The organism is Pseudomonas mercuritolerans (assembly GCF_025706525.1).
Classification (GTDB): domain Bacteria; phylum Pseudomonadota; class Gammaproteobacteria; order Pseudomonadales; family Pseudomonadaceae; genus Aquipseudomonas; species Aquipseudomonas mercuritolerans.
On sequence record NZ_JAMSHA010000008.1, the window covers coordinates 337,158 to 351,376 of the forward strand.

Here is a 14,219-nt window from a genome sequence, read left to right on the forward strand (position 1 = left end):
GATCGCTGCTTTAGACGGGTCGCGCCTGATCAAGCACCTGCTGACGAAATTTCACTGGCAGGTCGCCGGGGGTCAGCACCTCGACCGCAACACCCAGCAGGTCTTCAAGCTCAACCTGAAGCCCGCCCAGATCAAAAAGCGTCGTGCCGGGCAGCGGGTCAACCAGCAGATCGAGATCGCTACCGTCCAGATCCGTCCCCAGCAATGCTGAACCAAATACACGCGGGTTGGCCACACGAAAGCGCCCGATCACTTCGCGGACGGCGGACCTTTGCATGTCGAGAGCAGTAGAAGGCTTCATGACTCACCCTTGGAAAATTCGATGTCGCTGCAGTCTAGCAGTGCGGACGCGCACCAGGCAGCGTGCTTGTTGGCACAGCCGTAACAATATGTGCGCTGCTTGGGTCATACCGCATTCAGGCAAGAATCCACACTCAACCGCTTTTCTGTCAAACACCGCTGATCCACTATGAAGCGCCCCCAAATCGAGGGGAACCCACGCTGAAAAGGATCTGAGCATGTTCAAACTCGCAGGACTTACCCTCGTTGCACTGACGCTAAGCGCCGCCGCCCACGCCGATGTCGACGTGAAACTGGGCAGCACCGAGCGCGTCACCCGGCTCTTCGCCTACCCCAACAATTGCAGCGTGATCTGCTTCCGCAACTGGACGCTGGAGCAGACCGTCGCTCATTACTTGAGCCAGAGCGTACAGCGCGACGGTTACGCCGATGCCAAGGTGCTGGTGAAGACCGACAACGATCAGCTTTACGCCGAGATCACCGGAGTGCCGGACGGCTATGACAAGCCGCTGTCGGCGTTGCTCGATGCCGGCGACCTGGCGTATGCCGGCGCCAGCAAACTGAATGCCGATGGCAAGTGGGCCTACAGCTGGTATCTGTTCCTGCCGCTGGGCATGGCGCTGGAAAATCGCAAGAGCGTCGAGTTGCTGCACTTCCCGCCTGACTACTCGCTGACCCAGGCGCAGGACTACCTGCGCTCGAACACCACCGACCGCTGGGCGACTTTGCTGACCGATAACGGCATCCCTGCCGGGCAGACGCCGGCTTATCAGACCATCATCGACATCGCGCCGATCGCCGCGCCGTCCAACGCCGGCGGGGATCTGGAGGACGTCTATGACTACTTCAAGGATTACCAGACCACGCTGGTCAAGCAGTTCAGCAAGACCGCCAGCGGCACGACGCTGCCGATGGTTGCGTTCGGGGCGCCGGTGCGCAACTGGATCAAGGAACAGTATGGGCCGACGGTGGGCGTATTGGGTCTGGCAAGCATCAGTCCGAGCGAAGGGGTGAACGTGCCGGTGCTCGGTTCCAACCATCCGAGCTATATCTGGTACGCCGCCGATCCGAAGAGCTATACCGGCGACGATGCCCAGGCCAAGGCTGACGCGGCGGGCCTGAAAGTCATGGGTCAGGATCTGAGCGCGGCCTGCTGGCAGGCCGGGATGGGCAGCAAACCGGGCAGCGATGCGCAGGCCACGCTGAACAGTTGCACGCAAACATGGCAAGTGACGCAAAAGGTCAAAACCTGCGAGTTGTTCTATACCTCGATTCGCGATCTCAGCGCCGAACAAGCCGCTGCCAAGTGCGCAACGCCACCGGTCAAGACGCAACTGCAACAGCTGAAAGCGCCACTGCCTGCGGCCGCCGTGCCCGCACCTGCTTTGTAATCGTTGCCGCAGTAACCCCGTGTCAGCCAATGCTGACGCGGGATAACGGCGATCGCGCCTGTCAGGTTTGACAGTAGACCAGTAGTTTCAATTGCGCGACGCTTGGATCCAATCATGCATCGCCAGGCGAGGCATGGGCACAACCCGGAGGCAATACCCACCGACAAGGACTGTTATGAACAATCAAGCCATGGGCCGGCACTCGACGCGCGACACCGAAGGCATCTATCCCTTCGCCGGACTTCCCGTGCGGCTGGGCTTTCCATCCTGCGATGACTTCCAGATCATCCGCAACGAACGAGGCGTTGCCACGGCAGTGGTCGCGCGCCGTGAGTTTCTGCGCATCAGCCGAATGTGCCGGGTTTCCGGGCAATTGCTGCCCTATCGCTGTCGACAGACCCGCCAGTTGCAAACCGGCATCCACGTTTACGATCCGCGCTTTTGCGGGGTGCTGGAACACGCCTGCGACCCGAATGTATTTCTCGACATGAGCGAGTTGTGGCTGTGGGCCTTGAAAGATATCCACAGCGGCGAACATCTGAGCATCGATTACGCATCGACCGAAGACAAACTGCTACGCCAGTTCGCCTGCGATTGCGGCGCGTCGCGCTGCCGTGGGTGGATCACCGGTTACGACGAACCACCCACGCCTGAAGGCCAGCGCTTTTTACAGCGCTGGCGGCATCCAGGCCGAAGCTGAAAGCTACGGTTACGGCGCGCCGACCGGACGCAAACGGTATTGCGGCGGCAACTGTTCGAAACCACTGATGGTGGTATTGAGACTTTTCCAGCGGCCATCCTTGATCCCGTAGATGCAGCCGTGGATCGACAGGGGCTGGCCGCGATGCCAGGCGTTCTGGATGATGCTGGTGTGCGCGACGTTGGCCACTTGCTGGATCACGTTGAGTTCGCACATGCGATCGACCTGCTCTTCTTCGGTCGCCAGCTTGGCCAGCTCTTCGCGTTTCTCGTAATACAGATCGCGGATCGAGCGCAGCCAGCCGTCAATCAGGCCAAACTGGCGATCCTGCATCGACGCACGCACACCGCCGCAGCCGTAGTGGCCGGTGACGAGGATGTGCTTCACCTTGAGCACATCAACCGCGTACTGGATCACGGACAGGCAGTTGAGGTCGGTGTGCAGCACGACGTTGGCCACGTTGCGGTGCACGAACAGATCGCCCGGCAGCATGCCGACGATTTCATTGGCCGGTACGCGTGCGTCGGAGCAACCGATCCATAGATATTCCGGAGTCTGCTGGCGCGCCAGTTTGGCGAAGAAATCCGGGTCTTCCTTGGTGATCGCGTCAGCCCAACGCTCGTTGTTATCAATCAGGTCTTGTAGATCGTGCATGGATAAGGCCTCAAGAAAGATGCGCAGGTTTGATAGACGACCACCCGTCGAAGTCACGCCGCCAGCGCAAAGTGTTTTCGTTGGAATTCTCGCGCGCCCGGTGAGTCCACTCAGTAAGGCCCACACTATGAGGAATTGCCATGACTGATTCACGACGCCCTTATGATGCGGTGCAACCGGAACCCATCGATGATAACGAAGACCGCATGGGCTCGGTGCACGAGCTGGACTTTGACGACGAAGAGCCCAGCGCGAAGATCGGCGATGAGCTGCCCGAGCGTGAACGTGAACAATTGATGCCTGCTGAGCGAGTGCGTGAGGCGGGTATGACCGGGGCCTCGGTGGACGATCACCAGCCGACTGATGATGACCTGAGCCCTGAGACTTTGATTCGCGAGGATGGTGCGCGCGATGCCGAGGAAGTCGGCGAAGGCAATCCGGCGGATTGGGATTTGAGCGAGGTCGGTGAAAACGACATCGGCGGCGGTGACGGGCTGGATGAAGCGGAACTGGCGGATCTGGATCCGCTGGATGGCAAGCGCTGATCAGCTGAGTTGAAACTCGCTCCCTGTAGGAGCTGCCGAAGGCTGCGATCTTTTGACTTTTTTGCAAAATCCAAAGCAAGATCAAAAAATCGCAACCTTCGGCAGCTCCTACAGGGCTTAATCCACCAAGGTACAGGCCATCACCACCGCATCCTCACGCCCGCCCACCGCCGGATAATAATCGCGACGCCGGCCGATCTCGTTGAAGCCATAACGCTCATACAACCTGAACGCAGCAGTATTACTGTCGCGCACTTCGAGAAAACATTCGCGAGCCTCGGCCGCATACGCCCGCGACATCAAATGCTCAAGCAACGTCAGGCCCAACCCGCGCCCCTGATTTTCCGGCTTGACGGTGATATTGAGCAGGTGCGCCTCATCAAGAATGATCTGCACCACGCCGTGGCCCACCTGCTGCTGCCCTTCGAACATCAGCCAGATCTGGTATTTGCCCAGGCCATCGAGAAAGATGCCCCGGGTCCACGGATGGCTGTACGCGGCGTATTCGATCTTCAACACAGCGTCCAGGTCCGCCTCGGTCATCGGGCGAAAGGTTACAGCCTCACTCATCGGATTGTTTCCAGCGCGCCATCAGCCGACGCATGGCTTGCCACACAGCGGCCTTGCGCTGTGGCTCTTCCATTAACAGTTCCAGACCGGGAATCGCCCAGGCCAGGCCCAGACCTTCGATCTGCAATTCACTATTGAACGCTTCGGCGTCCGCTTCCCCGGCAAATTTCACCGCCGGCAGGCCGATCAGCCACAGACAGGCGCAGGGCGCCGCTTCCATCTGCACCGAGAGGAAGCCTTGCACGAAGTCGCGCGCCGCTTCCGGGCCTTGATCCAGCGTGCCGCGATTGAGCCACGGCCAGCGCACAGGTTCGCCGACGATTTGCGGCGCATCCGGCAGACCGGCGGCGCGCAGCATGTCCTTGAGCAGCAGGTAGGCCGGATCGCGACTCTGAAACGCTTCGCCTGTGGGTAACTCGACCAGCAGCAGGCAACGCCCGGCGCGCAGCAGTTGCAGGGCGAAACGCGGCGGCGGCACTGGCGCAGGCTTGACCACCACCGGCGTGTCGTCGACTTCCTCCACCGGTTTGGCGCCGTTGCGGGTACTGGCCAGCGACGGACGCGGCACCTCGATTTTCGGTCGCTCGGCCTGACGCGCGGCAGGCTGCGCCGGTGCTTCGGCCTGAGGCGCCGGAACAACCGGTACCTCAAGCTCAGGCTCGGGCATCTCCAGCAGCTCGGGCCGCGACGGTGCGGCGAAAGGCAGTTCGGTGCGCGGCAGCCAGTTGACCACCTGCATGGCGTTCAAATAGGCGCGGCGGCGGGACTCGATAAGCAAAGGTCGGCCACTTGTGGATAACGGAAAGTGCGCTGATTCTACCGCCCTTCGCACAAGATCGCTCGCTGTTGATCGATACCCCGCGCTGCGCTGCGCCGCTGCCCTTTGGGCAAAGAATGCGACAGCCCGTCCCGAGAGTGAATCGCCGCGCCTGTGATGCAGTACAATCGCCGCTTTTAATCGCCAACCAGCCGGCCATTCCGATGATCGAACCCAAGCGCGTCTTGCGCGCCCTCGCTGAACACTGGGCACTTCTGGAGCCACTGTGCGAGCACTTCGACCAAGGCACCCTGAGCCTCAACGAACTGCGCACGCAACTGGCCGCCCAACAACTCGACAGTACGCCGCAGGACATCACCAGCCTGCTCGACGTGTGGATTCGCCTCGATATTCTGGTTCCGGTGGCGAAAAGCCCGAACCGTTTCGAGCTCAACGCGCAGATCCACGACTTCCTCGCCTACCTGCGCCGCGAACACCGCCTCGGTCTGTGCCTGGAAATCGAAGCCTACCTGCGTCACCTTGAGCGTCTGGCCGGTTATATCCAGGACGCTTTCGACGTTCGTGACGGCAACGATCTGGCGCGCCAGCTGCGCTTGCTCGACATGCGCGTGCGCGACGTCCTGAAGAAACTCGACAACGATGAACAAGCCCTGGTGGCAGTGGCCGAACGGGCGAAGACCAGCGACCGGCAGATTCCGCTGCGTCAGCGGTACGCCGAAGTCCTGGCGACGTGGGACGAATACGTCGAGCCGATGATCGATCTGGTCAACGCCGACGGTGCCTTCGAGCAAGGCGTGCGCAAGGTCGAAACGGTGCTGCTGAAGATGCTCAGCGAACAGCAGCGCCTCGGCCATCTGGTCGATGACGACATGCTCCTGCGCACCCACGCGCGCATCCTCGAAATGCAGACCAGCGCGCAATTGACCCTGCGCCATGCCCGCGAGCTGCTGCTGCCGTTGCGTGAAGAAGCACGTCGGCACAATGCCGTCACTCGCGGCGCCGCACTGGCACTGGCGGCAATTCGCCGTAAAGGCATCGACGCCGTACCGCAAGCGGCGATGCCGCTGTTCACCCGCCCACAGAGCACTTTCCTGGGCAGCGCCAGTCAGGTCGAAGCCTACGTCTACGCGCTGGCGCGTTTCGAGCCGAAACCGGCGCGCTTCCCCAAGGCGCACAAAACCCAAAAGGCTGGCGACGCCCCACGTGCACCGCGCACCGTGCGCGAGATGGTCGATCGCTGCGAAGAATCCCTGCCGATGCCGGATCTGATGACCTGGCTGCTGGAGCAGGAACCGGACGGCGCCACCGACGAATTGCTTTACTGGTTCTCGCGCCTGTCGCGGGAAAAACGCTTCAAGCGCGAGCGTCTGGAACGCCGCGAATACCACACTCACGAGCACCAGGTCAGCCTGCGCTCCTTCGCCCTGCTCTCGGCCAGCGACACCGCCGCCGAGGATTCTGCGAGCATCCCAAATGCATCTTGATCTTTCCGAACTGTCGCAACTGGCGCCGATTTTCCGCGAGTTGTTCAAGGGTTACCACGTCAGCCGCCGTGATCCTGAGCTGTATGCACAACTGTCGAATTTCCAGGACCAGTACCGCACGCTGTTCAAGGCGTTGGGCTTTGAACTGGTCTGCGACACCCGTGGTTTCTACTACTTCGTGCCGGATATGGCCGCCGCAGCGGTGAACAAGACCGCCCAGCGGCTGGCGCTGTTCACCTTCATCCTCGTCGAGCACCTGGCCGACCAGGGCCGCGACCCGATTGCCGTGCTCGACGGCGGCAGCCTCGGCCGCGAAGAATTGCCGTCGCTGCTGGATAAATACCGCGACCTGTTCATCCAGGCCGAAGTGCAGACCGTCGAAGAACTCGAAGAAAAAATCATGCGCCGCATGACCCAGCTCGGTTTTGCCGGCGAAGAAAACGGTGTCTACCGCTTCCTGCCGCCGATGCACCGTTTCCTCGACGTGTGTCTGTCGGTACAGCAGGACCGCGACCTCGCAGCCAGCGTCCACAGCGTTCTGCCGCTGCCGGCACCGGTGCTGATCGACGAAGAAGCCGAAGCGAAATTCCTCGAAACCGACGATCCGCTCGATCTTTCCGAATTTGAAGAAGAAAGCGAAGAAGACGCACTGGCCCGCGCCATTGCCGAAGAACAGGAGTCCGATGCATGAGCCAGGAACGCTACGGCATCCGCCGCTTTGCCCTTTTGAACACCGCCGGTTACAGCCTCGGTCTGTTCCCGCTGGAAGAACCGCTGTCGGTTTACGGCGCGAACAACCTCGGCAAGTCAGCGTCGATCAACGCCTTGCAGTTCCCGATTCTGGCGCGCATGTCCGACATGAGCTTCGGCAAGTACAGCCTGGAACAATCGCGGCGCTTCTACTTCGCTTCCGACACCAGTTACATCCTCGTTGAAGTCAATCTGCCCCACGGCCCCCACGTGATCGGCGTGGTCGGTCGCGGCCCGGGCGGCGGTTTCGGGCACCAGTTCTTCGCCTACGCCGGCAAGCTCGATCTGGCCCACTACCAGAAAAACGACACGTGCCTGCGTCAGAAAGAGCTGTTCAGCAATCTCGAAAAAGAAGGCCTGAAGGCTTACGAGCTCAAGCCCGACGAACTGCGCCGTTTGCTGGTTGGCGGCCACACGTCGATCCCGCTCGACCTGACGCTGATCCCGCTGCGCTCCACCAGCGAGCAGAGCCTGAAGACCTTCCGCGCGCTGTTCATCAACCTGCTGCACATGCGCGAAATCACCGCGGCCAAGCTCAAGCAGCTGTTCCTCGATGCCTTCGAACACAGCCTGCGTTCGGGCAGCGTCGATTACATCGCCGCGTGCGAAGAAGCCTTCCGCGACGTGCGGCGCATGGAGCAGGACTACAACTCGCTGGTCGCCGCCGGCCCATTGGTTGAAGCGCTGGCCAACGGTGTGAAACAGCGCGATGTGCTGCGCGGCAAGCTGCATCGCCTGTCACCGCTGCTGGACTCCTTGCTCGGCACCTGGTCGGACTACGCCACGGCGCGCAAGGAAGAGCTGAGCATCCAGGCCGAGCACTACCGCCGCGAGCAGGACGATCTGCAGAACGATCAACGCGGTGGTACTCAGGAACTGATGCGTCTGGAGCGGGAAATTTCCGGCATCCAGCGCTGGCTCGGTGAGCTGTCGGTATTGAAGAACCGCTTCGCCCTGGTCGATGACGTCAAAGTGCTCGAGCAACAATTGCTCGCCGCCAAGGATGCTCACGATGAACTGGCCGGTGCCCTGGCGCAGTCGCGTCAATTCAGCGCCGAAGATCTCGAAGAGCGTCTGCGCGATCTGGAAAAACGCCTGAAGTCGGTGAAGCAGCAACTCGATCACGCTGATAACAACAGCTACGCCCGTCTGCGCGAAGAGTTCTCGCAACAGGACGTCGAACGCCTGATGCGCCTGTTCAACAGCGCGCTGTTCAGCCTGCCGCTGGGCGAGCACGGCATCACCCTCGACGAAAACGGCGAGTGGGTCAAATCGGTCGAGCTGATTCTTGATGGCTTCAAGGGCGAGCGCTTCGAAGTGCCGGGCCTGTCCATCGACATCTCGCACATCGAGCCGCCGGCCCTGCAAGCGCTGGCCGACCGCGCCGCGTTGCGCGATCAGAAAGAGCGTCTGGAAAAAGAGCTCAAGCAACTGAAAACCCAGCAGGCCGTGGCCGCCGACCGCGCCGCGAGCAAGACCCAGACCGAGGCGCTGTACCAGCAGGTGCTGGACGCGCAGAAGGCGCTGGAAGATTTCCGTCGCACGCAAACCTTGAGCGCCGAAGAAAGCGACAAGCTCGAGCAACTGGCGCAGATGGAAGCCGCGCAGGACGAACTCAAGCGCTCCAGCGATGCGTTCACCGAGCGCGTCCAGCAACTGTCGGCCAAGCTGCAACTGGTCGGCCGGCAGATCGCCGACATGGAGGCCAAGCAACGTACGCTCGACGATGCCTTGCGTCGTCGTCAGTTGCTGCCAGCGGATCTGCCGTTCGGTACGCCGTTCATGGATCCGGTCGATGATTCGATGGACAACCTGCTGCCGCTGCTCAACGACTATCAGGACAGCTGGCAGGGTCTGCTGCGTGCCGATGGGCAGATCGAGGCGCTGTATGCGCAGGTGCGTCTGAAAGGTGTGGCCAAGTTCGACAGCGAGGACGACATGGAGCGGCGTCTGTCGCTGCTGATCAACGCTTACGCACACCGCACCGATGAAGCGCTGACCCTGGGCAAGGCGCGCCGCGCGGCGGTCACCGACATCGCCCGCACCCTGCGCAACATCCGCAGCGATTACGACAGCCTCGAGCATCAACTGGCGCTGTTCAACCGCGAGATCAACAAGCGTCAGGTATCCAACCTGCAGAGCTTCCGCATCGTCCTCGCACCGAACAAGGAAGCGCTCAAGCACATCGACCAGATCATCCACAGCGCCGGGCAGTACGAAGAAGGCGAAACCCTGTCGGTGTTTGACCTCAGCCAGAGCGCCGAGCAGGACAACAAGAACGAAGAGGCTAAGGAATACCTCGCGCGGCTGGTGGCGGCGAACCACAACCAGCTCGGCCTCAAGGATTTGTTCGAACTGGCCTTCGAGATCACCAAGGTCAACGGCCAACCGGTGATCCACACCGATATCGATGGCGCAGCGTCCAACGGTACGACCATGACCATCAAAGCACTGACCAACATGTACTTGTTGCTGCATTTGATGGATCGCGATCTGGCCGGCCGCGTGCGTCTGCCGTACTACCTCGACGAGGCGGCGGACATCGACGAGAAGAACCAGGCGGCGCTGCTGGAAACCAGTCTGCAACTAGGCTTCGTGCCGATTCTGGCGAGTGTGAAGCCGCAAGTCTGCGCCAGTGTCGCGATCGACCTGGAAGGCGGCAGCGGCCCGGCGGGGATCTACATCGATGAGGCGGACTGGAAGTACATCCGCCGCCATGATGTGGTCAAGGCCACGCTGAATGTGCAGGCGGACGAGCCGGAGCTGGATGCGGTTTGATCGGCTTTAGCTGAAGGCAAAAAAAGGGCCGCGATCTGATGGGATCGCGGCCCTTTTTTATGGTCTGGATTTTGTGTTGATGTGGCTGGCCCCTTCGCGAGCAGGCTCGCTCCCACAATTGGAACGCGTTCCCCTGTGGGAGCGAGCCTGCTCGCGAAGGCTATTCGACAAACGCCACTATTTACCAAGCTGAATCTTCGGCGCCCAGGTCAGCCATTCATCCTCGAACTTGTCGAACAACGGGAACGTCTGCTCGGCCCGCGCCGGGTTGCCCATGCGCTCGCCATCCGGGGTGGCGAAGGCAATCCCGCCCTGAATCAGCGTCTCCAGCGATTCGGTCCGAACCGTCACGCCTTTGAACAACCCATAATCGAAGCCCACGCCGCTGGTGTTCCAGAAGCGGCTGCCGCTGCGCACCAGTGGCGCGTACTTCGGCTCGATCAGGATGTGGACCAATACACGGTCAGCGGTCTGGCCCAATTCATAACCGGTCACCTTTCCGACGGTAATTTCACGATAGGTCACTGGCACGCCGGGCTTCAGCGAACCACGACGTGCGGCGCTCAACACCAGACTCAAACCAGCTTCCTGTTTGGTGACTTCCGGCGCCTCGGCCAAGGCAACGAAGTTCTTCTGCGGGCCGAGATTCTTCGCTGCCGGCTGGACTTCGATGTATTTACCGGTGACCAGCGTCTCCAGGTTCTGCGTCTTGATCAGGCCCAGCTCCGGCTTGACCACCCAGAACTGACTGCCGACTCGAGCAATCTTCTCCGGCACTTCAGTGATGCGAGCAGTGAGGATCACCGACTGCATGTCATCGGTCAGATCGACGCTTTCAATCTTGCCGACATCCAGCCCCTTGAAACGCACCGGCGTACCGCTGCTCAAGCCGTCAGCGCGATCAACCTTGATCGTCACTACCGCGCCTTTCTTGTTCGCCTCATCGTGATCGGCAAACAGACGGAAGCGCGGGATACGTTTCTTCAACGGCGCATTGGCCTGCGGCGTTTCGAAGGCGATACCGCCGGCCATCAGGGTTTGCAGGGATTCACTCTTGACCTGAATGCCGCCGGTCAAGCCACCCGTGAGGGTAATGCCGCTGACGTTCCAGAAGCGCGTCGAGGCGTTGACCAGGTTTTCGTATTCCTTCTCGATGTGCACGCCGATGACCAGTTGCTTCTTGGTTCGGGAGAACTGGTAGCTCTGCACCGAACCGACCTTGACCTGCTTGTACAGAATCGGACTGCCGACATCGATCGAACCCAGCGAATCGGTGAACAACACCAGATGCAGGCCCGGCGAACGCAGGTCCAGCGGCGGTGCTTTCGGTCGCGCTTCGAACTCGCGTTTCGGCGCAGCGCCTTTGTCGCCCGGACGCACGGCGATGTAGTTACCTTTCACCAGCGCTTCCAGGCCGGTAATACCGGCAAGGGAAATCGACGGTTTGACCACCCAGAACTGCGTGCCCTCAACCAGATAGTCTTCGGCCAACGGATCAAGGGTCAGCTCGGCTGTTGCGCTGTTCAGATCCGGATCGACCTTAAGCGCTTTCAGGTTGCCGACCTGAATGCCTTTGTACATCACCGGCGTGCGACCAGCCTGCAGGCCTTCGAAGTCGCTGAGTTTGACCTTTACGCGAATCCCGGCAGCGGCGGCGTCGAAGTCTTCATAGAGACGGAACGGCAGGCTCGGGTCAGTCGGTGGACTGTCCTTGCGATTCTCCGGCGTAGCGAAGGCGATGCCCCCAGCGACGATGCTGGCCAAGGACTCGCTACGGACTTTCACACCGGACAGGTTGGCGTCGATGCTGATGCCGCTGGCGTTCCAGAAACGTGTGTGTTTGCGCACCAGTTTGGCGTAGGTCGGCTCGATGAACACCTTCAGTTCAACGGTGCTCTGGTCCTCAGAAAGCACGTAGCTTTTGACCTGGCCGACTTTGATCTGCTTGTAGAACACCGGGCTGCCGCGATTCAACGAGCCGAGGCGATCGGCCTTGATGGTCAGGTGCAGGCCGGGCTTGGCGTCGGACAGCGGCGGCTCTTCGGCGAGTGCCTTGAACTTGCGCACGGGCTCGCCTTCACCCGGGCTGATCGCAACATAGTTACCCGAGACCAGCGTTTCCAGACCAGTGATACCGGCCAGGGTCACGCTCGGTTTGACCAGCCAGAACCGAGTGCTGGTCTTCAGGTACTGCTCGACGTCCTTGTTCATTTCGATGGTGGCGATCACGCCTTTGGAGTTGCCTTCATCGTCGAGCTTGAGCGTCTTGACCTTGCCGACCGGCATGCCTTTGTAAACCACTTCGGTCTTGTTGGCCTGGATCCCTTCGCCGCTTTCGAAGCGCACCTGTATTTCGATGCCGGTTTCCGACCAGGCACGCCAGCCGAGCCAGCCGCCGATGATCAGCGCGATCAGAGGCAGCACCCAAATGGCCGACCAGTTCGAAGCCGGTCGGGTTTTCGCTACAGGCAAATCAGTCATGGTCGTCGTCCGACTCCGTGTTATCCCAAATCAGTCGGGGATCGAAAGTTACTGCGGCGAGCATCGTCAGAATCACCACAGAGGCGAAGGCGACGGCGCCCAGATTGGCTTCGACACTGGCTATCCGGCCGAAGTTGACGACCGCCACGAGAATGGCGATCACGAAAATATCGAGCATCGACCAGCGGCCAATGAACTCGATGAATCGGTACATCCAGATGCGCTGACGGGCCGACAATGGCTGCCGGCGCTGCACGGAAAACAGCAGCAGCGCGATGCCGACCAGTTTGAACGTGGGCACCAGAATACTGGCGATGAACACCACGCTTGCGATCGGAATCATGCCGTGCTGCACCAGTTCAATCACCCCGGACATGATGGTGCTCGGTTCACCCTGGCCCAGGGAGCTGACCGTCATGATCGGCAAGACGTTGGCCGGAATATAGATAATGGCTGCCGTGATCAACAGCGCCCAGGTGCGGGTCAGGCTGTTGGGGCGGCGAGCGTGCACCTGCGCGCCGCAGCGGGTACAGCTTTGCTCATCGACGTCAGCTTCCTGCTTGTTCAGTTCGTGGCATTCGGTGCACACCAGAATGCCCGCATCAATCGCCCGCATGGGCATCCTCTCCTGATAATGCCTGCCAGATCTGATGCGGTGACATCACCACCTCCAGCCAGACTTGTACCAACAACAAGCCAATGAAACATGCCAGCCCGAGGCCGACGGTGATTGCTGCCATATCCGCCAGCTTCACGATCGCGACGAGGACGCCCATGAGGTAGACCTCGAGCATGCCCCAGTCTCTGAGGTGGTGGTAAATACGATAGAGCAACAAGCCATAACTACGGCCGACATTGAAGCGGATCGTAAGTAGGACAAACAGCTGGCACAACAACTTGAGTAACGGTATGGCCATGCTGCAAAGGAAGACGACAATCGACACACCTTGCATGTCGGTGTTGAACAGGCCGACTACGCCACTCCAGACCGTATCCTGCGAAGATTGCCCGAGGATATTGAGTTGCATGATGGGTAAAAAGTTTGCCGGTACGTAAAGTAATAACGCGGCGATTACCAGCGCGAGGCTGCGCTGCACCACGTTATGGCGGTGCGCATATAACTCGTAGCCGCAGCGCGGGCAGAGAGCCTTCTCACCATGGGCAAGTGTCGGCTTGCGCATCAGCAGGTCGCACTCGTGACAGGCTATCAAGTCTTCCAGCGGTAAATCTGACAGCCCGGGGGCGTCAACCGATTCTGACATACAGGCTCTGGCTCCGATAAAGATGGGGCTATTCTAGTGTTCTGCTTCGAAAATAACTGTGCAATTTTGTTCGCTTCGTTTCTAAAAACTTTCTCGCAGGCAAAACAAAACCCCAACTGCTTTCGCAATTGGGGTTTCGGAATTTAATCTTGACGATGACCTACTCTCACATGGGGAAACCCCACACTACCATCGGCGATGCATCGTTTCACTGCTGAGTTCGGGATGGGATCAGGTGGTTCCAACGCTCTATGGTCGTCAAGAAATTCGGGTACTGACTCGTGACCAGATGGTCTCGCTTCAGCAAATTGGGTATGTGACAGCTGTCGGTGTTTGTGCGTTTCGAACTTTCGGTTCGTTTCGTCTTCACACACCGCAATCTGGTGCCTTTTCAGGTCAGCAAATTGCTTGGGTGTTATATGGTCAAGCCTCACGGGCAATTAGTATTGGTTAGCTCAACGCCTCACAGCGCTTACACACCCAACCTATCAACGTCGTAGTCTTCGACGGCCCTTCAGGGAACTCA

Annotated in this window: 13 protein-coding genes and 2 rRNA genes; 6 read left to right on the plus strand and 9 right to left on the minus strand. The window is 60.1% G+C overall.

The window, feature by feature from the left end; translation table 11 throughout:
* Positions 1–10 precede the first annotated feature (10 nt).
* Positions 11–301 (minus strand): nucleotidyltransferase family protein, encoded by a 291-nt coding sequence (locus ND528_RS22840; RefSeq protein ID WP_042609686.1) that lies wholly within the window; start codon positions 299–301, stop codon positions 11–13.
* Between the two features lie 217 nt (positions 302–518).
* Here ND528_RS22840 and ND528_RS22845 point away from each other — a divergent pair, with 217 nt between their 5' ends.
* Together ND528_RS22845 and ND528_RS22850 are read left to right on the plus strand one after the other, a co-directional pair.
* Entirely contained in the window at positions 519–1,691 is a 1,173-nt protein-coding gene (locus ND528_RS22845; protein WP_263471294.1) for a hypothetical protein, read from the plus strand.
* A 175-nt stretch (positions 1,692–1,866) separates the two neighbouring features.
* Positions 1,867–2,391, plus strand: coding sequence for an SET domain-containing protein (locus tag ND528_RS22850; RefSeq protein ID WP_130910076.1), 525 nt, complete (start codon positions 1,867–1,869; stop codon positions 2,389–2,391).
* Between the two features lie 9 nt (positions 2,392–2,400).
* On the opposite strand, the gene can is transcribed toward ND528_RS22850, so the two are convergent.
* The gene (can, locus tag ND528_RS22855) at positions 2,401–3,045 is read right to left on the minus strand and encodes a carbonate dehydratase (RefSeq protein WP_039761245.1); all 645 of its coding nucleotides are present in this window, start codon (positions 3,043–3,045) and stop codon (positions 2,401–2,403) included.
* A gap of 140 nt (positions 3,046–3,185) precedes the next feature.
* Here can and ND528_RS22860 point away from each other — a divergent pair, with 140 nt between their 5' ends.
* Positions 3,186–3,590 carry a serine kinase/phosphatase gene (locus tag ND528_RS22860; RefSeq protein WP_130910077.1) on the plus strand — a complete coding sequence of 135 codons (405 nt, stop codon included), beginning with the start codon at positions 3,186–3,188 and terminating at the stop codon, positions 3,588–3,590.
* Between the two features lie 117 nt (positions 3,591–3,707).
* Here the strand turns inward: ND528_RS22860 and rimI are convergent, their stop codons facing one another.
* Both rimI and ND528_RS22870 read right to left on the minus strand, forming a co-directional pair.
* Positions 3,708–4,160 carry a ribosomal protein S18-alanine N-acetyltransferase gene (gene rimI, locus ND528_RS22865; protein ID WP_076564123.1) on the minus strand — a complete coding sequence of 151 codons (453 nt, stop codon included), beginning with the start codon at positions 4,158–4,160 and terminating at the stop codon, positions 3,708–3,710.
* A complete protein-coding gene (locus ND528_RS22870; RefSeq protein ID WP_041480020.1) occupies positions 4,153–4,899 on the minus strand; it encodes a hypothetical protein in 747 nt (248 codons plus the stop codon). Before ND528_RS22870 ends, rimI begins: the two co-directional genes overlap by 8 nt.
* Positions 4,900–5,141: 242 nt before the next feature.
* On the opposite strand from ND528_RS22870, the gene mksB reads away from it, so the two are divergent.
* The 3 genes from mksB to mksF are packed head-to-tail and all read left to right on the plus strand — an operon-like array spanning position 5,142 to position 9,950.
* On the plus strand, positions 5,142–6,422 hold the full coding sequence (gene mksB / locus ND528_RS22875) for an Mks condensin complex protein MksB (protein ID WP_160768349.1): 1,281 nt from the start codon (positions 5,142–5,144) through the stop codon (positions 6,420–6,422).
* Positions 6,412–7,113: an Mks condensin complex protein MksE gene (gene mksE, locus ND528_RS22880; RefSeq protein ID WP_016773189.1), complete on the plus strand. Its 702-nt coding sequence runs from the start codon at positions 6,412–6,414 to the stop codon at positions 7,111–7,113. The genes mksB and mksE overlap by 11 nt, the downstream gene beginning before the upstream one ends.
* On the plus strand, positions 7,110–9,950 hold the full coding sequence (gene mksF / locus ND528_RS22885; RefSeq protein WP_263471295.1) for an Mks condensin complex protein MksF: 2,841 nt from the start codon (positions 7,110–7,112) through the stop codon (positions 9,948–9,950). Before mksE ends, mksF begins: the two co-directional genes overlap by 4 nt.
* A 177-nt stretch (positions 9,951–10,127) precedes the next feature.
* Here mksF and ND528_RS22890 read toward each other — a convergent pair whose 3' ends face one another.
* The 5 genes from ND528_RS22890 to ND528_RS22910 all read right to left on the minus strand — a co-directional run.
* Positions 10,128–12,431 carry a PqiB family protein gene (locus tag ND528_RS22890; RefSeq protein WP_130910079.1) on the minus strand — a complete coding sequence of 768 codons (2,304 nt, stop codon included), beginning with the start codon at positions 12,429–12,431 and terminating at the stop codon, positions 10,128–10,130.
* On the minus strand, positions 12,424–13,047 hold the full coding sequence (locus ND528_RS22895) for a paraquat-inducible protein A (protein WP_071173597.1): 624 nt from the start codon (positions 13,045–13,047) through the stop codon (positions 12,424–12,426). The genes ND528_RS22890 and ND528_RS22895 overlap by 8 nt, the downstream gene beginning before the upstream one ends.
* Positions 13,034–13,693, minus strand: a complete 660-nt coding sequence (locus ND528_RS22900) for a paraquat-inducible protein A (protein WP_071173598.1) — start codon at positions 13,691–13,693, stop codon at positions 13,034–13,036. The genes ND528_RS22895 and ND528_RS22900 overlap by 14 nt, the downstream gene beginning before the upstream one ends.
* A 147-nt stretch (positions 13,694–13,840) precedes the next feature.
* Positions 13,841–13,956 (minus strand): 5S ribosomal RNA (gene rrf / locus ND528_RS22905).
* A gap of 156 nt (positions 13,957–14,112) precedes the next feature.
* Positions 14,113–14,219, minus strand: a 23S ribosomal RNA gene (locus ND528_RS22910); the annotation flags it as partial.